The organism is Halobacillus aidingensis (assembly GCF_900104185.1).
Lineage (GTDB): Bacteria > Bacillota > Bacilli > Bacillales > Halobacillaceae > Halobacillus > Halobacillus aidingensis.
Genome location: NZ_FNIZ01000010.1, coordinates 21,436 through 46,633 on the forward strand (window position 1 = coordinate 21,436; position 25,198 = coordinate 46,633).

Genomic DNA, 25,198 nt, shown 5'->3' on the forward strand with positions numbered 1-25,198 from the left:
CTTATTTGCCTCCTGTCAGTTCTTTCTTCATATGTTCGATGATGCCATCAAGAGCCACCTCTTGTTGCTCGCCTGATGCCATGTTTTTAACATTAATGACCCCATTCTCAAGTTCCTGATCACCAAGGACAAGTACAAATTTACTGCCAAGACGATCAGCCGCTTTGAACTGGGCTTTCATCTTCTTCCCTAAGTAATCCTTGTCCACTTGAATGCCAGCACGGCGTAATTCATCCGTTAACTTTACAGCTGTACGATTCGCCTCATCGCCCAGAGAAACAAAGAATACATCTAACCCCTCATCCGTAGGGAGTTCAACATTTTCTGCTTCCAAAGCCATCAACAAGCGCTCAATACTCATGGCAAAACCGATTCCAGATGTTTCAGGACCACCCACTTCTTGAACTAAACCTGTATAACGACCCCCGCCACTCAGTGTCGTAATGGCTCCGAAACCTTCAGCTTCACTCATTATTTCAAAAGCGGTGTGATTGTAATAATCAAGCCCGCGGACAAGGTTTGGATCGACGACATAATCAATGTCCATCACATCCAAATACTGTTTCACTTGTTCAAAGTAACCTTTGGAATAATCATTCAAGTATTCAAGAATGGAAGGAGCTGTTTCCATTGCCGGATGTTCACGGTCTTTCTTACAATCCAGAACTCTAAGTGGATTTTGATCAAGCCGCACTTGACAATCCGCGCAAAGTTCCTCCCGGTGTGGATCAAAGTGACGCACCAAAGCTGCTCGGTGTGCCTCCCTGCTTTCTTGGTCGCCAAGGCTGTTCACGACTAGTTTCAAGGATCGCAGACCTAGTTCTCTGTAAGAGTTCAGCGCTAGGGAAAGCACTTCTGCATCAATAGCAGGATCATCACTGCCTAGGGCTTCGATACCAAACTGTACAAACTGCCTCATTCTTCCTTGTTGAGGTCGTTCATAGCGGAACATTGGACCCATGTAGAAGTATTTGGTCGGCTGGTTCGGTAAACCATAAACTTTATTCTGTACATAAGAACGAACGACAGAAGCTGTTCCCTCAGGTCTCAAGGTGATGCTTCTTCCTCCTCGATCTTCAAACGTGTACATTTCTTTTTGGACGATGTCTGTACTATCCCCGACACCTCGTTGGAAAAGCTCGGTATGTTCAAAAATCGGCGTTCTGATTTCTTTATAATGATAGCGACGGCATAGGTCTGCTAATTGTTCTTCTACATACTGCCATTTTTCAGATGTACCAGGCAGAATATCCTGCGTACCACGAGGGGCATTCATACTCATTTCTAACTCCTCCTAACGAAATAAACCATTTTTTACCACAAAAAATCCCGTCCCTTTTCCGCACTTGCGAAAAAGGGACGGGATTACCCGCGTTGCCACCCTGATTTGAGGCTTAAGAGCCTCCACTCAAAACAGTTAACGCCTGTGTACGTCTACACCTACTCTCATTTCGATGTAGAACCTAAGAAACGTCTTTCATCAGAATATAACGATCGAATGCTTTCAGCCTAAGGCATTCGTTCTCTGTCCGCATGGAATCTGACTACTTTTTTCCTCAATGGTTTTGTTCGAATCATTTTAGAATTGATTATAATCATATAATCTCCGTCAACCTTATGTCAAGTTTATGGCCACAAATTAATAAGATCAATCTTTTTCCTATGGAGAAGGATATTTGCTGTATTTGTCGAATAGTGAAAGGAGACTGTTGAGGAGGTGGAATATTTTTTGAAAAAAGGCATAATTTTCTTCATTTTTATTCTAGGAGTTCTTACCATTTTTGAAACTCCCCCCGTGTATGCAGACAAAGCGGTGATCCAGGTCGATCACTTGAATGTAAGAACAGGACCTGGAACGAATTACGACCGTATTGGCAAGGTACATACAGGGGAAACGTACACAATTTTAGAAGAGAAAGACAATTGGCTCAAAATTAATCGAAGCGGGAAAGACGGCTGGGTCGCCAAATGGCTGACAAAAGTAAAAGCTGAGCAAGCCACAAACGACCGCCATTATTCCAAGTATGATTATCTAAGGATTCGATCCGCTCCGAATCTGGATGGGAAAATTAAAGGCTACTTGATGAAGGGCGATCTTGTAAAGCCAAAGAAGACGGACGGGAAATGGGTCTATGTACAAAAAGGAAATACGAGTGGCTGGGTGCATGGAGACTATCTGACGAAAGAAAATAGAGAAGCTCATGAACCTCAAAAAGACGAGAAAGCAGATGAGGACCAATCATCTACCGTCAAAGGAAAAGTGGAGGTAGGAACAGCCGTTCTAAATGTCAGAAGTGAAAACTCGACGCGAGGTCGAATCCTTACAAAAATACGTAAAGGTGAAACTTATGCATACATAGCGAAGAAAGACCGCTGGTATCAAATTAAGTACAGCAGCGGAAAGACCGGGTGGGTAGCCGGTTGGCTTGTGAATGAAACAGACACCGATCAAACGAACACCCCTGCTTCAAAAAACACCTATGTATCTTTGAACTATAACGGAACGAATTTGAGATCAGGCCCATCTACCAATTACAAAATCGTTGGTCGTGGCCACAAAGGCGACCGATTTGAAGTCTTAAGCAAAGAAGGACAATGGTATAAGATCTCATATGACAATAAAACAGCTTACGTGGCTGGATGGATTGTAGAAGAGGTAAATAAAGAAAGTGTTGCCACACCAACGGCAACTTCAAACTCCCTTAAAGGGAAAACCATTATGATCGATGCAGGACACGGAGGACGCGACCCTGGGGCAGTTGGAAGAAGTGGAAGTTACGAAAAGACATTAACGCTGGATACGGCTTTTCTTCTTAAAAGCCAGCTGGAAAGCAAAGGAGCCAAAGTGCTGATGACCAGGACGAATGATCAGTACATCTCCCTTTCCATCCGTACGTTCCATTCAAACCGTTCCAATGCCGATGCTTTCATTAGTTTGCATTACAATGCGGCACCATTGAATGTTATTGCCAGAGGACTAAATAGTTACTATTACTCTTCTAAAGACAAAGCACTTGCAGCTTCTTTGCAGACATCCATGGTTGCTCATACAGGTCTGAGGGATCGGGGTACGAAAAAAGGTAACTTCCATGTCATCAGAGAAAACAATAAGCCCTCTGTTCTATTAGAACTTGGCTTCCTATCTGATGCAAGAGAAGAACAAACCGTCAATACCCGTTCTTATCAAATGAAAGCCAGTCAAGGAATCACCGAAGGTTTAATCAATCACTTCAACTAGTATGTAAGGTTCATTATAAATTTGACTGTGCCATACTAAAAAAGCTGTACTCGATATGAGTACAGCTTTTCTTATCGTTCTTTACTGTCGATGATTAATGTCACAGGACCTGAATTGGTCAGTTGAACGTCCATCATTGCACCAAATTGTCCCGTTTCCACTTTAACACCTTCATGTTCCACCATCTTATTAAAAGATTCATACAACTCTTCAGCTTGGTCCGGCTTCGCTGCCTGCATGAAGTTGGGGCGACGCCCTTTCCTGCAATCCCCGTATAAAGTGAATTGAGAAATTGAGAGCATCTGGCCGCCTAAATCAACCAATGAATGATTCATTTTTCCATCTTTATCTTCAAAAATCCGCAAGTATGGAATCTTTTTAGCTAAATACCGTGCATCTTCTTCTGTATCCTCATGAGTCACACCTAATAAAACGACAAGGCCCTGATCTATGGTACCTACGGCTTGTTCCTCAACGGCGACAGAGGCGTTTACAGCTCTTTGAATAACTGCTTTCATCGTAGATTCCCCTTTTACTTCTATTGCATGACACGACGAACCGTGTACACTTCCTGAATTTGTTTGATCCGCTCGACAATCTTCCGTAAATGGTTTGTATTCTGTATTAAAATGGTAATATGAATGGTCGCCATTTTATTGCGGTCTGACTTTCCTGAGACTGCGGTAATATTCGTTTTCGTTTCATTGACTGCTTGAAGGACTTCATTAAGCAGACCACGTCGATCATACCCCCAAATCTCAAGATCCACATGATACTGTTTGGAATCCGTGACTGAAGTCTCCCATTTAACAGGTAATAGACGTGTCTGCGCTTCTTCTGTATGCACGTTAGGACAGTCGCTTCTGTGGACAGATACTCCTCGTCCTTTTGTAATGTAACCGACAATCTCATCGCCAGGTACTGGGTTACAGCATTTGGATAGACGCACAAGAAGATTGTCCACCCCTTCCACTCGTACTCCTGAATCCTTTTTACCGGTTTTTGCCGGTGTTTTAATTTCAGTTGTATTCACATCAGCAAGTGTCTGCTCCAGGTCCTGTTCCTGCTGCTTCTTCTTCCTGATTTTCTCAGTTAACCGAGTAGCAATTTGAGCGGCTGTAATTCCCTGATATCCAACAGCAGCAAACATGTCTTCCTCGTTTGCGAAATTGAACTTTTCAGACACACGATTCAAGTTATCTGTCGTGTACACATCTTTCGGTTGAATACCGAAATTGCGAATTTCGCGCTCGACAAGTTCTTTCCCTTTAGAAATATTCTCATCTTTTTGCTGTTTCTTGAAAAATTGTTTGATCTTATTTTTCGCCTGTGATGTCTGAGCAAGCTTTATCCAGTCTTTGGAAGGTCCGTACGCATGCTTAGACGTCATGATATCAACAATGTCCCCGGTTTTCAATTCATAATCCAGAGGTTCCATCTTGCCATTCACTTTTGCACCAATCGTTTGATTTCCAACTTCCGTATGAATTCGGTAGGCAAAATCTACGGGTACGGATCCAGATGGAAGTTCAATCACGTCTCCTTTTGGTGTGAAGACATAGACCATGTCTGAAAATAAATCCACTTTAAGAGATTCCATGAACTCTTCGGCATCATGTGTTTCACTTTGCCATTCTAGAATTTCACGGAACCATGTAAGCTTCTCTTCAAACGATTGTTCAGCTGACGTCTGCTTTCCTTCTTTATAAGCCCAGTGAGCAGCGATTCCATATTCAGCAATTTCATGCATTTCGTGTGTACGGATCTGGACCTCAAGAGGATCTCCTTTTGGTCCGATTACGGTCGTATGCAGAGATTGATATAGATTAGGCTTCGGCATGGCTATATAATCTTTAAAGCGACCCGGCATCGGTTTCCAACACGTGTGTATGATGCCGAGTACGGCATAACAATCTTTGATGCTGTTAACTGTAATTCTAACGGCTAACAAGTCATAAATTTCGTTGAACTGTTTATTCTGAAGAACCATCTTCCGGTAGATACTGTAAAGATGTTTCGGACGCCCAAATAAATCCGCATCAATGTTGACTTCCTTTAATTGAGCTCGGATTTCATCAATGACTTCCTCGATATAATGCTCCCGTTCATTCCTTTTCTGCTTCATCAAATGAACAATCCTGTAGTATTGCTGAGGATTCAAATACCGAAGGGCCGTATCTTCAAGCTCCCATTTGATCGTAGAAATACCAAGTCGATGTGCCAGAGGTGCAAAAATCTCAAGCGTTTCATTTGAAATCCGACGTTGCTTTTCAGCTGGAAGATGCTTCAAAGTGCGCATATTGTGAAGCCTGTCCGCAAGCTTAATTAAAATGACGCGCATATCTTTCGCCATAGCGACAAACATTTTCCGGTGGTTTTCGGCCTGCTGAGCTTCTTTGGATTTATACTTGATTTTACCTAATTTCGTTACGCCATCAACCAGCATCGAAACTTCTTCATTGAAGGCTTCTTCAATTTCTTTTAGGGACACATCTGTATCCTCTACGACATCATGAAGGAAACCGCCTGCGATCGTTTCCGGATCCATCTCTAAGTTCACAAGAATACCTGCTACTTGAATGGGATGGATGATGTAAGGCTCTCCTGACTTTCGGAACTGGTTGCTATGCGCCTTTTCAGCAAATTCATAAGCACGACGAATAAACGCCAGATCTGACTCATTCAAATACTGACTCGCTTGTTCTATGACTTCTTCCGCAGTTAGAACTGTATCTTTCGCCATTCAATCACCCTAGTTTCTTTAGAACTTTCAAAGTATATTTGATTAACATTATCAAAAAAAGGACTCTTCTTGTAAAGGGAAAAGCCCAATCATCAATTGTAAAACAAAGAGCGCCCCTGAAAAGGGCACTCTTTCCATTAATATTGCATTAAAGTAAGGACGTCATGTCCATCCAATTTGCTGCGGCCATCTAAGTATGTGAGTTCAATCAAGAACGCACATCCAGCTACTTCTCCGCCCAACTGCTCGACAAGATCGATGGTAGCTTCGATTGTACCACCAGTGGCAAGAAGGTCATCGATAATCAACACTCGTTGACCAGGCTTAATCGCGTCTTTATGAATCGTCAATACATCTTTTCCGTATTCCAGGCCATAATCCACTTTAATCGTCTCGCGTGGAAGCTTTCCTTCTTTACGAACAGGTGCAAAGCCGATTTCCAACGCATAAGAGACTGGGCATCCGACGATGAACCCGCGTGCCTCCGGTCCTACTACGATATCGATTTCTTTATCTTTTGCGTATTCTACAATTTCATCAACCGCTGCTTTGAATGCCGGCCCATTGTCCATCAATGGAGTGATGTCCTTAAATTGGACACCTTCTTTCGGCCAATCTTCAACGATCGCAATATGCTCTTTATAATCCATTCGTTACTTCCTCCTTGACTTGCTTAAAACGCTGGTTCATATATTGGTCAAACCAACTCTTCAATTCTTTATATGTGGAATAATACAAGGTACGTTCAATTTGCAGCTGTTCTTCCCGTTGAAGATAAAGCGAAGATTCCCGCAAATCTTTTTGAGAAGGTTCGGATTCCGCTGTAATAATCCCGTCTTTTATTCTAACAAAGTCGAGTTCAAAAAACACCTCAGAAATAAATTCCACCATGGACTTGTCCCATCCTTTACGGTTGGCAAGTAAATCGGCTTCTTCGTGAAGGTTGAACCGACCACGCTTCAATAGCATACCATAAAACCATTTGAAGTGGTCCCTTGAAGGCCATGTTTTTAGAAAAGTACTTTCCTGTATATGATAACAGGCAAAAACTTTACGAGTTTCAAGTTTAGATAAAAGCTCGGTCATGTCCGACATGCGTTCAGGTAAATCGATGAGCAGAAGGCCATCAAATGATTCCCCATGATCCAATGTATCCGCCTGAATAACAGGAACATCACAAGGCGCTTGTTCTGCTCCTTGGAAGCTGACCGCTGCGAACGTTTGGTTCGGTGGAATGATCAAATTTTTCTCTATATGCTTGGAACCTCTGTGATCAAATAACTGCCATTCTTTCACACTGAGATCTTTAATCATCACTTGTAGGTTTTTTCTGCCATTCCATTCATTGATTCCAAGTTCTCCTACAACGTCCAGTGGAGCTTGGGGGGATATTTGTTGATAGAGATCTCCCAACCCAAATGCAATCCCGTCCACTCGAGACTGTTGACTCTGAAACTGAAATTTCAAATGATTTTTTTTACTGCCAATTAACCGTACTTCTTTCGGGGTATGCTTGAGATGAAACAAAGGCTTTGGATTTCCCATTCCAAAGGGACGGAGCTGGTTGACTTCTTCGATCTGCTTCAGCGATATATCTTCCAACTCAACTGTCGTTTCAATATCAAGGACTTGTTGATAATCGTCATCCGATAGCTTTTCCTCAGCTAAAGAAATTAAATCGCTTCGTAAATCATCGATTTGGTCCAGGGCAAGTGTCATACCCGCAGCTTGAGCATGCCCACCGAAGTGTATGAATCGATGGCGAATTTCCATACAGTTCGCGAATAAATCGAAAGCATCAATACTTCGTGCTGAACCTTTGGCTTCCCCTTTTTCTTCATCAATGGCCAAGACAATCGCCGGACGGTCAAATTGACGGACGAGTTTGGATGCGACGATTCCAAGCACGCCTGGGTTCCATCCCTCTTTAGCAACCACAATCACATTCTCAGCTTCTCCATTTTCAACGGAAACCATTTCTTCGGCTTCCTTTGCGATAGCAGCAACGATCTTCTGCCTTTCCTGGTTCAACTGGTTAATGAAGGCTGCATTCTGTTCAGCTTCTTCCCGATCCTCTGAAAGCAATAAGTCTACCGCAGGAGTTGCATCTTGCAGTCGCCCTACAGCATTGAGTCGAGGTCCAATTGTAAAACCGATCGTCTCTTCATTCATATCCCCCTCAATGCTGCACACTTTCCTCAACGCCTGGATTCCAGGGCGGTTCGAGTGGGAGATCGCCTGCAGACCAACCGAAGCAAGCACCCTGTTTTCACCTTTCAAAGGGACAAGGTCGGCAATGGTACCAATCACGACAAGGTCAAGAAACTCTTTTGGAAACCGGCCTAAGAGAGCATGAGCGAATTTGAAAGCCACACCGACACCAGCTAATTCTTGGAATGGATAATCAGCTGAGGTCTTCGGGTGGATGATGGCATAGGCATCAGGAAGAACCTCCTGGACTTCGTGGTGGTCTGTAATAATCAAATCGATACCCAAATCTTTCGCGAAAGTTGCTTCTTCCATAGCGGCAATACCTGTATCTACCGTTATGATCAGAGCATAACCGGAATCAAAGGCAAATTGGAAAGCTTCTTTATTGGGTCCGTATCCTTCCGTGAAGCGGTTCGGAATATAGAAGTCACAGTCCGCCCCTGCTTTTCTGAGCGCTTCCACCATCACGGACGTAGAAGTCACTCCGTCTGCATCATAATCACCAAACACAAGAATAGACTGATCGGATGCGATGGCTTCTTTCACACGAGCCACGGCACGATCCATTCCCTCCATGAGCATCGGATCATGAAGCTGATCAATCGAAGGCTTTAAAAACCGGTCAGCCGTTTCCGCATCATAAATCCCTCTCTTTTCCAAAAGCTGCTGGGTAAGCGGAGTAACCCCTGGAAGGCCAACGGAACTTTCTTCCGGATTTCTATATGTAAATTTCCATTTCATCTTACTTTGTATCATATGTTCACCCCTGACCCATCTATTATACAAGAGCGGACCAGGGGGAGCAAACGCAATTATGTGACTTTTGATGAAGAACTTTCCTCTTCAGATGCCGCTTCTTTTTCATCAGAAACGTTCCTATCTTTATCCGTGTCGTGTTCAGGAGAGGCAGCAGCCGCTGACTTTAATCGGCTGTTTTCTCGTTTCAACTTGTAATAACGCAAAGCACCGACGGATGCTGTGGCTAACCCACCTAATAAAACAGATATAAGAATGACAAGAATTAGTGGTGCTTCACCTGTGCCAAACAGGTAGTTGACCTGAACCGGATCTACATTAATGACGGCAAAAACAGCAATTACTAACGCAAAAATGAAAGTCAATATAAGATAGCTTTGTCCTTTCATCACTTAAACACTCCTTCATAGATAAAGGTTTTCTTTATATTCTTGATATACCCTGAAACAGACTGTAATAACCAAAGAAAACCACCCTCGTGGAGGATGGTCTCTTGTATGTGGCCCTCTTGTTTTACACTTGAGGTCCGTCTGTTCTTTTCTTTTTCACATAGTTGATCGGGTTATCTTTAATGTTGCGTCCACGCCATATGAGCCATAGTTGAGAAGCAATGAACAGGGACGAATACGTTCCTGCTAATAGTCCAATCACTAGAGCGAATGAAAAGTTCGTGATGGATGACGCTCCGAAGAATAACAGCATGGCAGCCGCAAAAATTACAGTAATGACCGTGTTGAAACTACGGGCGAGCGTTTGCATCAAACTGTCATTTACAACTTTAGCAAGCTCTTTGAAAGATTTGACTTTCTTCTTCATCCTCAAGTTTTCTCGTATTCGGTCGAACGTGACAATTGTATCGTTCACCGAGTAACCAACAATAGTAAGAATAGCTGCGATGATCGTAATGTCAAACTCCAACCTTGTTAAACTGAAGAACGCAACGATAAAGAAGGCATCATGCAGCAAGGCAATAATGGCTGTCAAAGCAAAGAAAATTTCAAAACGAATCGTCACGTAGATGATGATTCCAATCGATGCATATAAAACAGCCAGGGCCGCATTTTTAGCAAGCTCTTGCCCAACGATCGGTGATACGGTACTGACGTTAGGCGTATTGCCGAATTCTTCTTCATAATAGCTTTGAATTTCACCTATTTTACCTTTACTCAGTTCATCATCGAAACGAGCGACGGCAATCTCACTGTTGTCCCCGGATATGATGACCTGTTTCGGATTGACATCAAATTCTTCCTGCATCGTTTGTTCCACTTGTTCTGATGTGATGTTCCCATCAGACAAAATCGACACTCTAGAACCACTTGTAAAGTCGATCCCTAAGTTCAAGCGGAAGAAAGCAAGGGCTAAAATTCCCGCCAAAACGAGGACGATGGAAATTGTGAAGAATCGTTTCCGAAGCCCTACAAAGTCGAATTTACGCTTCATAAAGGTGGCTTCTACTTCATCACCTTCAGCAATATCATGTATATCCTCTGGTTTCACACCAAACCACTTTGGTTTCTTGTTCAAGAAGCGGCTCTTCACCCATAAACTCATGAATAAACGCGTGCCATATACAGCTGTTATGAAACTGACGAGAATACTAACAATCAACATCGTTGCAAAACCTTTGACAGAACTCGTTCCGAATATGAAGAGGACGGTCGCAGCAATCAATGTTGTAATGTTCGCATCAAGAATGGTAGCTAAAGAGCGTTTGTTACCCGCCTTATAGGCTGACAGTAGTGACTTCCCTGATTTGAGCTCTTCCTTAATCCGTTCATAAGTAATGATATTGGCATCGACCGCCATACCAACACCGAGAATCAAGGCAGCAATACCTGGTAAGGTCAAAACTCCATTCATCCACTCAAATACAACGAGAATTAAGTAGACATACACACTCAGAGTGAGGGTGGCAATAATTCCTGGGAAGCGATAATATGCAATCATGAACAAGAAAATCGCCGCAATACCGATGAAGCCTGCCAGTATTGTTTTGTTCATGGCCTGTTCACCGAATTGAGCACCGACAGATGTCGAGTACGTTTCTTCAAGGTTTACCGGTAATGATCCTGCATTCAGGATGTCTGCCAATTGTTTGGCGGATTCCTGTGTGAAATCTCCACTGATCATGACTGAATTACTTCTTACCGGCCCATCTGAAAATCCTGGTGCTGAAATGTAAGCTGGATCTTCTTTGCCCCACTCTTCTGCAAAGGAAGTCTCTTCATTATAATCCAGCCATATCACTAAAAGATTATCCGGGTAGGGCGTATTTGGATCGTTTGGAGTATTATAGATTTCCTCTGAAACATCATAAAATTTTGAAGCACTTTTAACCTTCAACGTAACGATTGGTTCGTTCGTATCCGGATGATAAGACTGTTGAGCACTTCCTTCAACCAAATCTGAACCATCCATATACAACTTTCCATCCGTGCCTCGGAAAGAAAGTTCAGCGGTTGTCGAAAGCAGCTCCCTGGCTGTTTGTTGATCTTCCACACCAGCGAGTTGTACTCGAATTCTTCCGCCATCTTCAATCGTGATGTTCGTTTCACTTATACCAAGTGTATCCACACGTTCCGTCAATGAACGTGCCGTAGCTTCGAGAACCTGTTCATTAACTTCCTGATCCTCATCTAATGGCTCGACATCATATAAGATTTCAAAGCCACCTTGCAAATCCAAGCCTAACTTAATATCTTTTGTAACTCCTGTTATGGTCGTCCCTATCGTAGCAGCAAGTAATAAAACTACGATAAAAAAGGCGACGATCCGCCCTCGTTTCACCATACTGTCCTTTTCCTCCTTTATGTACGAACACATGCGATGATCCATCGACTCTATGTATAAATGCTAATAGACAATATTTGATAATCCCCGTACCTATTCTACTACTTTTTCAAACTTTCGCAACAATAGGAAAAACTTTACGCTGATCACCGCACAGAGATTTTGCTTTATTTATTCATATTCCGAAGTTCCCTTCAGTGCTTCGATGGAAGCTAGCAGATCATCATTCTGATAGGCCTCTGTTGTCAGATAACTCGTATATGTATGGGTCTGTAAATGGAGGATATCCTGGACCATTTGGTACAGTCTCTTTTCAGGTTCGCCATTCCAAACTTTTTTTATCAAACAATCCCACACTTCTTCTTCGGTCGCACGTTTATAACCTAATAAGTGAAACTCCTCTACTTTGCTTTGCAAAACTATTTTCATTTCATTTCTCCAGCTTGTGACCACTTTTTTCTGATCCATTAGGTTACTCCTCACTCTAAGGTTTTCGTAAACGGGTGTCATGCCTTGTCCATCCTTACGCATATAATTCATTGTAGCGGAATTTCATTTCTTTGAGAAGGCGGATCAATCATATGTCAAAACAAACTTTTTTACATGGTGCACTGATTCTGGTTGCTGCTGGACTAATCACCCGTTTACTCGGTTTCATTAACAGGATCGTCGTTGCCCGCGTAATGGGCCCTGAGGGTGTGGGGCTCTATATGATGGCTTTACCTACTTTGATCTTAGCCATTACCATTACCCAGTTCGGTCTTCCCGTGGCCATTTCAAAGAGAGTGTCAGAAGCAGAAGCGACTCGGAACGAAAGTAAAATCAAGCGCATTCTATTAGTTTCTCTTGCGATTACAGGATCATTAAGCATTTTGTTTACGATCGGACTCTTTCTGTTAGCCCCCGTTGTAGCTACTTATTTTCTTACTGATTCAAGAGCTCTCTATCCATTGCTAGCCGTCACTCCCATTATCCCTATCATCGCTATATCATCTGTCATTCGAGGATATTTCCAGGGAAGACAAAATATGAAACCGCAGGCGATCTCTCAAGTTATTGAACAAATTGTACGGATTGGTTCAGTGGTGGTTCTTACAAAAATGCTTTATCCCTACGGCGTTCAATATGCTGCCGCAGGAGCCATGGTTTCTGCTGTCATAGGTGAATTCGTTTCCTTAATGTACATGTTGAGACAATTCAATATCCACAAAAGCTTTAGGCTTCGGAAGTCCTGGAAAAAGCATATCCATGAGGGCAAGAAGACCCTAAACGAATTGATGACGATCGCTCTTCCAACGACAGGAAGCCGCTTTATCGGTTCCTTAACGTATTTCTTTGAGCCGATCCTTGTCGCACAAAGTTTGGCTATTGCAGGAATCACGGCTATAGAATCTACCAAACAATATGGTGAGCTCACAGGCTATGTGCTGCCTTTGCTATTTTTACCGACTTTTTTGACTCACGCTCTTTCTATTGCTCTTGTACCGTCGATCAGTGAAGCTGCAGCCCAAGGAAAGAATGAGACGATTGCTTACCGAATCATGCAGTCGATCCGATTATCCATTGCCTCTGGAGGACTGATCACTATCGTCTTCATGATCTTCCCAGCTGTCATCCTTACGACGGTGTATGGGACGAGCCAGGCTTCTTTCATGCTTCAGTTCATGGCACCATTCTTTCTACTTCATTATATCCAGACGCCTCTCCAAGCAACCTTGCAAGCTTTGGACCTTGCCCGTCCGGCCATGGGGAACACGTTGATTGGAGCCATCATTAAGTTTATTGTCCTTGTCGGGTTAAGCTCTCGTCCTGAATTCGGCATTCATGGAGTTGCCCTTGCTATCGTAGTCGGTGTCGTAGTTGTTACACTGCTGCATTTAGGTGTACTTATGAAATATAAAGTCATTTCCTTCCCTTTACAGATGTTCTTCCGATTCAGCCTCGTCATCGGCGTCATCGGTATGGTAGGATTTCAATGGAAACACAACTGGCTTCTAGAGAGCAAACCACTTTCGCAATTGTTGACGATGGGAATGGGACTTTCTGTTTTGTACATTGTGTTATTGTTCGTTTTTCGTTTAATCCGGATGGAAGAATTGAAAATGATCCCCTGGAACCGCCTGTTCCACAAAAAATAACCGCTTGAAGCGGTTATTTTTTTATCCTCTTTTTTATTTTTATAACCCCTTACTTCACTAAAGCTCCCTTTTCTGGAAGACTCAGTTTCGAGATAACCGGGGTTCGTTTGCTTTTTTTGAGCGTCAGGGGTGGCTGGGAAGCAACTCGCTTTCCTGTGGGGGAGTGGCGAGCTTCCTCGGGCTAATCGCCCTGCGGGATCTCGCCTATCTCCTTTCCCCCACGGGAGTCTCGCAGCTTCCCAACCACCCCATTCCATGTGGAACAGAAACGAACCTCTATGCCAAGATGAGGGGGCACACCACTCAGAAGTAGGCATAGGGAGCTTTATATCAGGCTTTCGGGCTTTGAATGACTACTGTAGAGAGTATGATATTATCCATTTAGCTTAAGTACACAAGCCGCGTTTCCAGGAATAGTTTCGAGACACTTACATGGCAAAGGGGCGAAGGGGAATGGCGAGACTCCTGCGGGAAAAAAGTGCATGGTGAGACCCCACAGGACGCAGTCCGAGGAGGCTCACCGCGCTCCCGCGGAAAGCGAGCTATTCACCGCAGCCCCCGCCCACTCAACAAAAGTCTCGAAAATGAATCTTCCATAATCCTGCCAGTTAGTTGAAGAACCCTATTCTTTCTTTGAAGAGAAGGATTACTTGAATTCGTTGTTTTGGTCGATCTGAACTTCACCCTGGTCATTAATGGTACATAAGGATATTTCTTGGAAGGATTGAAATCCTTGCTTTCGTACTTCATTTACGAGCCATTGTTTGTTTTTTCGAATCGTTTGCAGACCACTATATTGCACTTCACCATCAGCAATTAAAACAACAGCATAATCAGAGCTGCCGTCATCTTTCCTTTCAAATACCGAAAGCTTCCCTGATGGCTCCAGGATAGCGTAAGCGACATCTCCGACTTGTTGAATGCCATGTTCTCGCAATTGTAATAATAAATCGTTGAAATTATAACGCTGCCGCCTCATCTCTTTTTCATCTACTTTCCCATGTTTTATGATGATGGAGGGTTTTCCGTCGAACCAATTTCTAAACCGCTGATTTTTCAACGAAATCCATGCACTCCCGATTTGGATGGCAAGGAGGACAGCCATGGGGACGATGGCTTTCCAAATAGCCTCATCTGGATTTTCGATAAGAAAGACAGCAATTTCAGCGAGCATGATAAATACGACCAGATCCATCACACTAAGTTCACCAATTTCTCTTTTTCCCATGAAGCGGAAAACAAGAAGGATGATCAAATAGGTAATTAGTGTGCGAATGATAATGCTGAATACAAGCACTCCGAGCACAACCTTTCCTAAAGGTTTCCCTTTAGTTAACATCACCTATTTCTGCTGTTTTATTAGAGAAATGGAAGCAAATAGCGGAACCAAACGTAAATGGATGATACGATTAATGAAAGGATCAAAACCGGGAAGCCGTACAGTGAAAATTTAATAAAAGGAATAGGTTTATTATGGCTGGCTGCTAAGCCGGCGACTACCACATTGGCGGATGCTCCGACAAGGGTACCGTTTCCTCCAAGGCATGCCCCAAGAGCCAAAGACCACCAAACTGGATCGACGTTCATCATTCCATACCCTTGCAGCTCCTGCACAACAGGAATCATCGCAGCTACAAACGGAATATTATCGACCACACCTGAAAGAATCCCTGCACTCCATAGCATCACCATTGAAGTGACCGGCATATCTCCACCTGAGATCCACACCATTCCTCTTGCTAATTCATCGATCACTCCTACTGTTTCTAAACCTCCAACAAGCATAAACAATCCCATGAAGAAAAATAATGTCACCCATTCAACTTCCTGAAAAACATGTTCAACATCAAGCTCTTTTTCTGATAAAAACAGCAATAAAAGGGCTCCACTAACCGCAATGGTCGTTATATCCATGTGGATAAACGGATGCATCATAAAACCGATGATGGTAAGGAGCATGACGGAAATGGATTGAAAGAGTAAAGGAGACATTTTTAAATGTTCCTTTGCATCTACTCTCATTAAATCTTCAGCTAATGCGTGATCATACGTAAGTCCTTTTCGGAATAATAAGATGACGCTTATCGTCACCAGGACAAAAATAATCAATACCACTGGTCCTAGATGATAAAGGAATGATACAAAGCTGAAGTGGTCCACCGCTTGTCCGATCATAATGTTCGGAGGATCACCGATGAGCGTAGCGGTACCACCAATATTCGAGCTGAAAATCGTCATGATTAAATACGGAAACGCCGGAAGTTTCAGACGATCTACAAGGGTTAATAGCACAGGTACAAACAAGAGGACTGTCGTAACATTATCTAAAAAAGCAGATCCTACCGCTGTAAACAGCGCTGTTACAAGCAGAAGTGGAACAGGTCTCCCTTTAACAAGCTGCGCTAACCAAATCGCTAAAAAAGTGAAAATCCCTGTTTTTTTCGTGATAGACACCAACACCATCATAGAAAAAAGGAGGGCAACGGTTTCCCAGTCTATAAAACCAAAAGCTTGTTCCCACTCATAAATTTTTGTCATTAATAGAAGTACGCCACCTGCTACAGCTACCAGTGCACGGTTTAACTTCTCCGTCATAATCAGTACATAGCTAGCTACAAAAATAAGTATTGCAAGTACAGTTGACATAGATCTTCCCCTTTTTGGACGGACTTTACTAATACTTATTCAAGTCCATAGGAAAATATCTGCTTCTATCTATAGAGTTTTCATGCATATAGATAAAAGTGACAAGCATATCAAGGGGGGATGGGATGAAAAAGTTATTGTCAGGGGTCCTGGGGTATGGAGTCGGCTCAATTTTTATATTGATGATTGTGTTTGCTGGCGTGTTGGCAGTTTTACTAAGGTTTACTGGAATGGAATATGAGACACTCAATCAATTGGCTTTAGTCGCCGGCATTAGCATACTTGCCATTGGTGGCATGCTTGCTGCTTATAAGGGAGAACAAAAGGGATGGCTTTCTGGAGGGATGACCGGACTGATCTTCGTCAGTGCGATGATTTTATTTCAGGTCATTTTTGAAAACTCATGGGTGTCCCTGCCTCAGTTGAGCTATTTCGGAGGATTGGTCCTCGCGGCCTGGCTTGGAGGAATGATAGGGGTCAACCTGCCACGTAAAACGGTGAAGAGATGACTGTACGTAAAATCCCGCTACAAGGATATGTAGCGGGATTGCATTTGATTAGCTCAATTTTTCACGTACGGACGAACGATCGAATTTCAGTTGAGTACCATCTTGTACAGAAATCACAAGAGTACCTTCATCAATCGCATGAATCGTTCCGTGAAGTCCTCCGATTGTTATAACTCTATCGCCCTTTTGGAGGTCCGACTGCATTTGTTGTACTTGCTTCTGTTTCTTTTGCTGCGGTCGAATCAATAGGAAATAGAAAATGACAAACATTAGAATAATTGGCAGTAAACCTACTAATGTATCCATTTATTTTCCCCCTTTCTAAAAGTTCTTTGCGTTTGGTTTGTTGAAACCATACATTTCAAAGAATTCTTCTCTAAAGTCACCGAGTCGATCTTCTCTAATGGCTTCACGCACTTGCCTCATTAAGTTTAACAGAAAATAAAGATTATGATAAGTCGTAAGTCTGAAACCGAATGTTTCGTTAGCTTTGACTAAATGGCGGATATAAGCACGGCTGTAATTTCTACATGTGTGGCAATCACAATTCTCGTCAATCGGACGGAAATCACGTGCATATTTCGCATTTCTCACTACAAGTCTTCCCTCTGAAGTCATCAGAGTTCCGTTTCTTGCAATTCGTGTTGGGAGTACACAGTCAAACATATCAATGCCACGAATACTGCCGTCAATTAAAGAATCCGGTGAGCCGACGCCCATCAGATAACGAGGCTTTTGATCCGGCATTAGAGGCGTTGTGAATTCAAGAACACGATTCATGACGTCCTTCGGTTCACCAACAGAAAGGCCCCCGATTGCATAACCTGGAAAGTCCAAAGATGTCAGGTCACGAGCACTCTGACGACGTAAATCTTCGTACTCTCCGCCCTGAATGATTCCGAATAAACCCTGATCATGTGGACGTTGGTGTGCTTCCAAGCATCGTTCAGCCCAGCGGCTCGTACGCTCTACCGAGTCTTTCATGTACTTATGCTCGGCTGGATATGGTGGACATTCATCAAAAGCCATCATAATATCTGGTCCAAGAGAGTTTTGGATGTGCATTGCTTTTTCTGGAGATAAGAAAAGCTTCTCCCCACTAATATGGTTCCGGAAATGGACACCCTCTTCTTCAATTTTTCTAAGGTCACTCAAACTGAAGACTTGGAAACCTCCGGAATCCGTTAGAATAGACCCGTTCCAGTTCATGAACTTGTGAAGACCGCCCGCCTCTTCAATGATGTCTTCTCCTGGACGGAGCCACAAGTGGTACGTATTCGAGAGAATGATTTGTGCGCCCATCCGCTCCAATTCTTCCGGACTCATTGTCTTAACGGTTGCTAGTGTACCGACAGGCATAAACATCGGTGTTTCGAAAGATCCGTGTGGCGTATGGACCTTACCTAAACGTGCGCCTGTCTGCTTACATGTTTTAATCAATTCATATGTGATTGCCATGATTTCTACCCTTTCTCACTCTTGATCCTTGAGATCATTTTATGAACATCGCATCTCCAAAACTAAAGAAACGATACCTTTCCTCTACCGCCTGTCTATAGGCTTCCAAAATAAAATCGCGTCCAGCAAATGCGCTTACCAGCATAATTAGTGTGGACTTCGGCAAATGGAAGTTTGTAATTAAACCATCGATGGCTTTCAGCTTCTGAGGAGGATAAATGAAGATATCCGTCCAACCGCTCGCCTCTTTGAATGTCCCGTGATCACGGATGATCGTCTCGAGGGTTCTGGTGGAGGTCGTCCCAACCGATATGATTCTACCGCCTCTTTCTTTGACAGCATTCAGCTGGTCCGCTGTTTCTTCACTCAACTGATAGAACTCTGCATGCATATCATGTTCCTCAACTTGGTCCACACTGACGGGACGGAAGGTACCTAGCCCTACATGAAGCGTCAAATAAGCGAGTTCGATCCCATTTGACTGCAAATCCTTTAACAGTTCTTCTGTAAAGTGTAGTCCAGCGGTAGGAGCAGCTGCTGATCCTTCTTCTTTTGCATAAACGGTCTGATACCGGTCTCTATCCGACAACTGTTCTTTAATATACGGAGGCAAAGGCATCTCACCTAGAGATTCCAATACTTCAAGGAAAATTCCATCGTAACTAAATTTGACCTTGCGCCCTCCATGCTCCTGCAATTCCGTACATTCGGCTACAAGCTTTCCTTCTCCGAAAACAATCTTCGTCCCGACTTTCACCTTTTTTGCAGGCTTAACAAGAACGTCCCATTCATCGTCTTCGGTCTGGTGAAGAAGCAGGACTTCCACTTTCCCACCGGTCCCTTCTTTGGCACCGTAAAGCCGGGCAGGTAAAACCTTCGTGTCATTCAATACAAGGCAGTCGCCTTTTTCTAAGTAATCGGTGATTTGAGAAAAATGTCGATGTTCGATGGTTTGTTCATTACGGTCACAAACCATGAGCCGGGAAGCTGTCCGATCTTCTAATGGAACTTGAGCAATCAGCTCCTCCGGTAAATCAAAATCGTATTGCTTAATATCCATGTGAATCCCCTATTCTTATGTTTAATCGGTCAAAATTTTCTTATGAAATAGAAAATCAACGAAAGGACAATGCTCACGATAATGGAGGTCATAATGGGAAAATAGAACGTGACGTTCCCTTTTTTAAAGCTGAGATCGCCTGGTAATTTTCCAAATATACTCCATAGTATACCGATCAATATGAACACAATCCCTATTACAATAAAGATTTTACCAAAGCCCGTCAAGAGCCAGGCACCTCCCTGTTGAAGTGAGCGTAGGCTTTAGGTGTGACCACCCGGCCTCTTGGCGTCCGTTGGATATAGCCGATTTGCAATAAGAAAGGCTCATAAACATCTTCGATGGTCTGAGGCTCCTCTCCAATCGTTGCGGCTATCGTATCCAAGCCTACGGGTCCTCCCTGGAAGCTGTCCATGATCCCTTTCAGCAATTTGTGGTCGATAAAATCAAGACCTTCTGCATCTACTTGAAGCATTTCCAGCGCTTCCTGTGTCGTTTCCTTGCTAATGACGGTCTCCCCTTTTACCTGAGCAATATCGCGGACACGCTTTAACAAGCGGTTGGCAATCCTTGGTGTACCCCTAGAACGACGTGCGACTTCGACAGCTGCCGCGCTATCGATTTCAACAGAAAAGATTTCTGCTGTCCGTTCTACAATCGAACAAAGCGCTTTTGTATCGTAATATTCCAAGCGGCTGTGCACCCCGAAGCGATCCCTGAGAGGTGCGGAAAGCAACCCGGCTCGAGTCGTGGCACCGACCAGCGTGAAAGGCGGAAGATCAAGTCTTACAGAGCGCGCGCTCGGCCCTGTACCTACGACAATATCAAGACAGAAATCCTCCATTGCAGGATAGAGGACTTCTTCTACAGAACGGGGGAGGCGATGGATTTCATCAATGAACAGGACATCCCCTGGTTCCAATGAAGACAGAATCGCTGCTAAATCCCCGGCTCTCTCAATTGCTGGACCAGCCGTCGTTCGAAACTGGACGCCCATCTCATTAGCAATAATGGAGGCAAGTGTTGTTTTACCTAAACCAGGAGGCCCATATAACAGCGCATGATCAAGCGGCTCGTTTCGCATTTTTGCCGCTTCAATGAAAATGCTTAGATTATTTTTCACTTGATCCTGGCCAATATACTGCTTCAGAGTTTCTGGTCGTAAACTAAGCTCAATCTCCTGATCGGTATCCTGTTGTTCTCCAGATATCATACGATCTTCCAACATTCATCCCTCCTCACCTTAAGATTTCATAAGTAGTTGCAGCCCTTGTCTGACATAATCATCCACGCTGCCATGTTTGGCTTTTTCAAGTTCTGTACGGACAAACTTCACTTCTTTTTCTGTATAACCTAAAGCTTTTAATGCTTCAATCGCGTCGTCCACTACTGCCCTTTTCTCTTTCGAGGTCAAATCTTCCTTATAGAAAAGGGTATCCTCATTATCTTCATCAGGAAGCCAGACAATCAATTTCCCTTTCAAATCAAGGATCATCTGACGAGCCGTCTTCTTACCGACTCCTGGAAATTTCGTTAAGTATTTATCGTCTTCTTGCTCAATGGCCGATACGAATTCAGGTACGCTGACTGTTCCAAGTATCGCAAGAGCTCCTTTTGGTCCAATCCCGGAAACGTTTAGTAATTGAGCGAATAGTTGTTTGTCTTCTCTTTTCTTAAAACCGTAAAGCGATTGATTATCTTCTCTTATATAGTGGTACGTATGTACTTTCACTTCATTGTTCATCGCATCTTGAAAATGATATGGATTCGCGCATAGCACTTCGTATCCTATGCCGCCTGTTTCTATAGTGATCGACCCTTCATCGAGTGTCGTCAATTGCCCTTTCACGTAACTAATCATTGTAAAATTCCCTCTCTACCCTTTATTGCTATCCTTCCTATTGTAACATACAAGCACATGTTCGCCCATGCTTAAAAGCCGTAGCTCCCCTTAGAAACGGCACAAAACAGCCACAACAATTTGCGGCTGTTTCACGTCTGTTATATTTCTTCTTGTTTGGAAAATTGACGGACGACTTGCTCAAAGTGACGATGATCCTTGATTTTGATGCCCTGTTTCAACTCATTCTCTCTTTTTGTCTCCAACGGCTTAATGGGTACAGGTTTAAAAGACTCTATGACCTTCCCTTGATTAGGAAGGCCTTGAAAGACAGCTAACTCCCCACCCTCTGTCAACCCAAAATACCCCGTCTGTTTTGTCAAAGGAGAGATATCATCGACTTCCCTTTGAAAAACCACTCTGTCCAAATGCTGTTCTTCCACCATCCATCCCTCATAGGAGGCCCAAAAGTCCATCATTGACCAAATGGTTTCTTCTTTCTTCGTCGTTTCTGTCACACCATCTATATAATGCTCTTTCAAAATAACCGTCAGTTTCAAAGGTTCAGGCTTCACCAATGTTTCCACTGATTCTGTTTGCTTCTCCTTACCCTGAATGACTCTTTGAGGCGTGTTATCTTGAAAGGTTTTCGGTGGAGTTTGGCCGATCAACGACCAACTCAATACGGCAACGCCTATGGTTAACCCAACAATCAAGGCCCATCGTTTCATGACAGGATCCCCCCTAAATAAAAATAACTTCTGTTTCTATTGTGTCCAGAAACAGAAGTTATTATCATAGCAACGGGAGATCACGATAATTTTTCTAGAATCGCTTCATCTGCATCGAGGTTGTGATAGACTTCTTGCACATCATCGTTATCCTCGAGCATATCGATCAGCTTCAACATTTTTTCTACGCCTTCTTCACCAAGTTCCGTATAGGTTTCAGGGATCATCGTCACTTCGCTTGTGGTAAACGCATATCCACTAGACTCCAGGGCCTGTTTTACATCAGAAAAAGATTCAGGATCTGTATAAATCTCAAATTGTTCTTCAGTTGTTTCCATTTCTTCTCCACCGGCTTCAATGACTTCAAGCATCAATTCTTCTTCATCGGCCTCTGTTGTTTGCCGGTCGATGACGAGATAACCTGAGCGGTTAAACATGAAAGAAACGCAACCATTTTCTCCTAAATTGCCATCATTTTTATTGAAAGCGTGTCTGACGTCTGCAGCCGTACGGTTTTTATTGTCCGTCAATACTTTAACCATGACCGCTACTCCGCCAGGACCATACCCTTCATACGTATATTCTTCATAATTGACACCCTCAAGATCGCCGGTCGCTTTCTTAATAGCGCGATCGATGTTATCTTTCGGCATATTGTTTGATCTTGCTTTATCTACAGCTATACGAAGCGCAGGATTGGTTTCTTGATCCCCGCCTCCTTGTTTCGCCGCCATGAAAATCTCACGAGCAAGCTTCATGAAGAGTTTTCCGCGTTTCGCATCTTGAGCACCTTTTCGATGCTTGATATTACTCCATTTTGAATGGCCAGCCATTGGACATTCTCCTCTCCCAAACAAATCTTTATCATTCTTTGTATTTTTCGTAAGTATACTTACGCATATGACTCTATCCTTAAATATATCACAACCCCCATTCTTCTTTAAAGCAACACCTTTTCTTATTCCCCGGTACTGTTCCAACTCATTGTAAGTATTAGATAACCTCCCTTTAGTGGAAGACTTAGTTTCGAGATAATCGGGGTTCGTCTACCATATTTGGAGGCAGGGGTGGTTGGGAAGCTACTCGTCTAGCTCCATCGCCCAGACACTCGCGTAATAAGCAGAACAGCAAAGGAATGAAAAAACACATTCCTTTGCTGTTCTGCTTATGCCAGTCGTGTCTAACAGGGCGATTCCGCATTTGAACACTTTCCTGTGGGGGAGCGCCGAGCTTCCTCGGACTGCGTCCTGCGGGATCTCGCCTATCTCCTTCTCCCACGGGAGTCTCGCAGCTTCCCAACCACCCCATTTTGATGTATGCGTGAAACGAAACCCTATACCAAGATAGGCTGTCTCCCTTCCAATCAGAAGCAGTTATAAAACACTCTATATCAAGCTTTCACATCCAGAATAGAGGCCATGGACATATATATTTCCACTTTCGCTGTGAGTAGGAGCAAATGATTCCAGAAGCTGTTTCGAGACACTTATTTGACTAGGGGCGGAGGGGAATGGAGAGACTCCTGTGGGAAAAAAGTGCTTGGTGAGACCCCACAGGACGCAGTCCGAGGAGGCTCACCGCGCTCCCGCGGAAAGCGAACCATTCCCCGCAGCCCCCATCCACTCAACAAAAGTCTCGAAACTGAGTCTTCAAGAATCCCGTCATATACTTTACTAACTAATCATCCACTTCACTCTTTACAGACAAAGAAAGCTTATTGATTGAAGAAATTGCGCATGCGTTCTCTGATATTTTTAGGAGCTTCGGATGTATCTTCGCGTGAATTGAAGTTTTTCATTTGGTCCCAGCTACTATTGTTCGTGTAGACGATCAAGTCTTTATCTGTCACTTGCTTTACCTTGGCTTCTATTTTTCCCGGTATCGTCTCATCTCTCATATCATACGGGTTAATCATGACAGCTACATACACTTTATCATCGGTCGAATAAGCTTGAGTCATCGTAATCTCCTTCAATTCATTCACCTTTTCCACGACAGCCATTGCATCTTCATTATTGAAGTCATTGTCATGAGAACGATTGGTTTCACCATACTTCGCATTTCTGAACTCTTCTTCAGCTGTCCTTTTAAAGTAACTGTCTTTCCCTGTAGGGATTTGCCCACGGCGTTCAATCGCTCCATCTTGAGCGTAACCAAGAGGTTGATAAGGGGAAGATTCTTCTTCCTTCGGTTCAGCGGTTTCATCCGCCTGACAAGCAAACATGATTATCGAGGTCAACATAAGAATACTAACGATTTTCCACATAAAAACATTCTCCTTTTACCCTTACTATGGGTCCAAGAAGAATGTTTTAGTCTGTCAATATTCGCCAAGCTTACTCTGGAGGTGCAGGAGGCAGTTGACGCTTGTGTGCGGAACGCTTGTGCATCGCTTCGATTATGTTACGATCTTCTTCAGGAATTTCTTCACCCTTCAAGTGACGATCGATCATGTCATAACTCGTGCCCATTTCGTTCTCATCTGTCTGCCCTTCCCACAGTCCTGCGCTTGGTTGTTTATGGATGACTTCGTCAGGCACACCTAAATATTCAGCCATTTCTCGAACTTCGCCTTTGGTCAGGTTTGCGAGTGGGACGAGATCAACGCCTCCATCTCCGAACTTCGTGAAGTAACCTGTATACCATTCTGCTGCATTATCTGTACCGACAACTAAGTATTTATGGTTGGTGGCTATTGTATACAGAGTACTCATTCGTAACCGGGCTCTTAAATTAGCATCGGCTAACTTTTCTTGTTCTTCATTCAGAGAGCCAGCAGCGTTCAATTGCTGCTTGATCGTTGAAAACATGACGTTATGTGTCTCCGTCAAATCAACCGTCATAACCGGCAATTCGCATGCTTCCACAACACTTTTCGCATGGATTTGATCATCGGACTGACTTTTACAAGGCATAATGACTCCCAGAGATCGGTCAGGGAATGCTTTTTTAATTAGATTGGCAACGACAGCGGAATCGATTCCACCACTGACGCCCACGACCAACCCTTCCACTTTTGCTTCTTTCACTTTTTCCTGAAGCCAGGACACGATTTTTTCAACTTTTTGTTCCACC

The 25,198-nt window shown here is 43.5% G+C and carries 23 protein-coding genes and 1 other annotated feature; of the genes, 3 read left to right on the top strand and 20 right to left on the bottom strand.

Annotation, left to right across the window (positions count from 1 at the left end):
- Position 1: 1 nt before the first annotated feature.
- A complete protein-coding gene (hisS, locus tag BLS23_RS11115; protein WP_089652629.1) occupies positions 2 to 1,282 on the bottom strand; it encodes a histidine--tRNA ligase in 1,281 nt (426 codons plus the stop codon).
- A 70-nt stretch (positions 1,283 to 1,352) separates the two neighbouring features.
- Positions 1,353 to 1,569 (bottom strand) — a binding site (T-box leader).
- A 160-nt stretch (positions 1,570 to 1,729) separates the two neighbouring features.
- Here hisS and BLS23_RS11120 point away from each other — a divergent pair.
- On the top strand, positions 1,730 to 3,238 hold the full coding sequence (locus tag BLS23_RS11120; protein ID WP_167356073.1) for an N-acetylmuramoyl-L-alanine amidase family protein: 1,509 nt from the start codon (positions 1,730 to 1,732) through the stop codon (positions 3,236 to 3,238).
- A 71-nt stretch (positions 3,239 to 3,309) separates the two neighbouring features.
- Here the strand turns inward: BLS23_RS11120 and dtd are convergent, their stop codons facing one another.
- From dtd to BLS23_RS11155, 7 genes are all read right to left on the bottom strand, one after another.
- The gene (gene dtd / locus BLS23_RS11125) at positions 3,310 to 3,756 is read right to left on the bottom strand and encodes a D-aminoacyl-tRNA deacylase (protein WP_089652631.1); all 447 of its coding nucleotides are present in this window, start codon (positions 3,754 to 3,756) and stop codon (positions 3,310 to 3,312) included.
- Positions 3,757 to 3,776: 20 nt separating this feature from the next.
- Positions 3,777 to 5,981 carry a RelA/SpoT family protein gene (locus tag BLS23_RS11130; protein ID WP_089652632.1) on the bottom strand — a complete coding sequence of 735 codons (2,205 nt, stop codon included), beginning with the start codon at positions 5,979 to 5,981 and terminating at the stop codon, positions 3,777 to 3,779.
- Positions 5,982 to 6,118: 137 nt separating this feature from the next.
- Positions 6,119 to 6,631: an adenine phosphoribosyltransferase gene (locus BLS23_RS11135; protein ID WP_035509302.1), complete on the bottom strand. Its 513-nt coding sequence runs from the start codon at positions 6,629 to 6,631 to the stop codon at positions 6,119 to 6,121.
- Positions 6,621 to 8,948, bottom strand: a complete 2,328-nt coding sequence (gene recJ, locus BLS23_RS11140) for a single-stranded-DNA-specific exonuclease RecJ (protein WP_089652633.1) — start codon at positions 8,946 to 8,948, stop codon at positions 6,621 to 6,623. Before recJ ends, BLS23_RS11135 begins: the two co-directional genes overlap by 11 nt.
- A gap of 56 nt (positions 8,949 to 9,004) precedes the next feature.
- Positions 9,005 to 9,337, bottom strand: a complete 333-nt coding sequence (locus BLS23_RS11145) for a LapA family protein (RefSeq protein WP_089652634.1) — start codon at positions 9,335 to 9,337, stop codon at positions 9,005 to 9,007.
- Between the two features lie 124 nt (positions 9,338 to 9,461).
- A complete protein-coding gene (gene secDF / locus BLS23_RS11150) occupies positions 9,462 to 11,741 on the bottom strand; it encodes a protein translocase subunit SecDF (RefSeq protein WP_089652635.1) in 2,280 nt (759 codons plus the stop codon).
- A 171-nt stretch (positions 11,742 to 11,912) separates the two neighbouring features.
- Entirely contained in the window at positions 11,913 to 12,209 is a 297-nt protein-coding gene (locus BLS23_RS11155; protein WP_089652636.1) for a post-transcriptional regulator, read from the bottom strand.
- Between the two features lie 113 nt (positions 12,210 to 12,322).
- Here BLS23_RS11155 and spoVB point away from each other — a divergent pair, with 113 nt between their 5' ends.
- Positions 12,323 to 13,879, top strand: a complete 1,557-nt coding sequence (spoVB, locus tag BLS23_RS11160; RefSeq protein WP_089652637.1) for a stage V sporulation protein B — start codon at positions 12,323 to 12,325, stop codon at positions 13,877 to 13,879.
- 646 nt (positions 13,880 to 14,525) lie between these two features.
- On the opposite strand, the gene BLS23_RS11165 is transcribed toward spoVB, so the two are convergent.
- A complete protein-coding gene (locus tag BLS23_RS11165; RefSeq protein ID WP_089652638.1) occupies positions 14,526 to 15,218 on the bottom strand; it encodes a DUF421 domain-containing protein in 693 nt (230 codons plus the stop codon).
- A gap of 20 nt (positions 15,219 to 15,238) precedes the next feature.
- Entirely contained in the window at positions 15,239 to 16,525 is a 1,287-nt protein-coding gene (locus BLS23_RS11170) for an ArsB/NhaD family transporter (protein WP_089652639.1), read from the bottom strand.
- 125 nt (positions 16,526 to 16,650) lie between these two features.
- On the opposite strand from BLS23_RS11170, the gene BLS23_RS11175 reads away from it, so the two are divergent.
- Positions 16,651 to 17,034: a TIGR04086 family membrane protein gene (locus BLS23_RS11175; RefSeq protein ID WP_089652640.1), complete on the top strand. Its 384-nt coding sequence runs from the start codon at positions 16,651 to 16,653 to the stop codon at positions 17,032 to 17,034.
- A 48-nt stretch (positions 17,035 to 17,082) separates the two neighbouring features.
- Here BLS23_RS11175 and yajC read toward each other — a convergent pair whose 3' ends face one another.
- The 10 genes from yajC to nadE form a co-directional block, all read right to left on the bottom strand.
- Positions 17,083 to 17,340 carry a preprotein translocase subunit YajC gene (gene yajC / locus BLS23_RS11180; RefSeq protein WP_089652641.1) on the bottom strand — a complete coding sequence of 86 codons (258 nt, stop codon included), beginning with the start codon at positions 17,338 to 17,340 and terminating at the stop codon, positions 17,083 to 17,085.
- 15 nt (positions 17,341 to 17,355) lie between these two features.
- The gene (tgt, locus tag BLS23_RS11185; RefSeq protein ID WP_089652642.1) at positions 17,356 to 18,495 is read right to left on the bottom strand and encodes a tRNA guanosine(34) transglycosylase Tgt; all 1,140 of its coding nucleotides are present in this window, start codon (positions 18,493 to 18,495) and stop codon (positions 17,356 to 17,358) included.
- Positions 18,496 to 18,526: 31 nt separating this feature from the next.
- Entirely contained in the window at positions 18,527 to 19,552 is a 1,026-nt protein-coding gene (queA, locus tag BLS23_RS11190) for a tRNA preQ1(34) S-adenosylmethionine ribosyltransferase-isomerase QueA (RefSeq protein ID WP_089652643.1), read from the bottom strand.
- 29 nt (positions 19,553 to 19,581) lie between these two features.
- Complete coding sequence (locus BLS23_RS11195) at positions 19,582 to 19,779, bottom strand: DUF2905 domain-containing protein (RefSeq protein WP_089652644.1); 198 nt, start codon at positions 19,777 to 19,779, stop codon at positions 19,582 to 19,584.
- Positions 19,776 to 20,777, bottom strand: coding sequence for a Holliday junction branch migration DNA helicase RuvB (gene ruvB / locus BLS23_RS11200; RefSeq protein ID WP_089652719.1), 1,002 nt, complete (start codon positions 20,775 to 20,777; stop codon positions 19,776 to 19,778). Before ruvB ends, BLS23_RS11195 begins: the two co-directional genes overlap by 4 nt.
- Positions 20,778 to 20,795: 18 nt before the next feature.
- Positions 20,796 to 21,413 (bottom strand): Holliday junction branch migration protein RuvA, encoded by a 618-nt coding sequence (gene ruvA, locus BLS23_RS11205; RefSeq protein ID WP_089652645.1) that lies wholly within the window; start codon positions 21,411 to 21,413, stop codon positions 20,796 to 20,798.
- 140 nt (positions 21,414 to 21,553) lie between these two features.
- Complete coding sequence (locus tag BLS23_RS11210) at positions 21,554 to 22,123, bottom strand: BofC C-terminal domain-containing protein (RefSeq protein ID WP_089652646.1); 570 nt, start codon at positions 22,121 to 22,123, stop codon at positions 21,554 to 21,556.
- An 80-nt stretch (positions 22,124 to 22,203) separates the two neighbouring features.
- Entirely contained in the window at positions 22,204 to 22,956 is a 753-nt protein-coding gene (locus tag BLS23_RS11215; protein ID WP_089652647.1) for a YebC/PmpR family DNA-binding transcriptional regulator, read from the bottom strand.
- An 881-nt stretch (positions 22,957 to 23,837) separates the two neighbouring features.
- Positions 23,838 to 24,389 carry a YhcN/YlaJ family sporulation lipoprotein gene (locus tag BLS23_RS11220; protein WP_089652648.1) on the bottom strand — a complete coding sequence of 184 codons (552 nt, stop codon included), beginning with the start codon at positions 24,387 to 24,389 and terminating at the stop codon, positions 23,838 to 23,840.
- A gap of 70 nt (positions 24,390 to 24,459) precedes the next feature.
- Positions 24,460 to 25,197, bottom strand: a complete 738-nt coding sequence (nadE, locus tag BLS23_RS11225) for an NAD(+) synthase (protein ID WP_089652649.1) — start codon at positions 25,195 to 25,197, stop codon at positions 24,460 to 24,462.
- Between the last annotated feature and the right edge of the window lies 1 nt (position 25,198).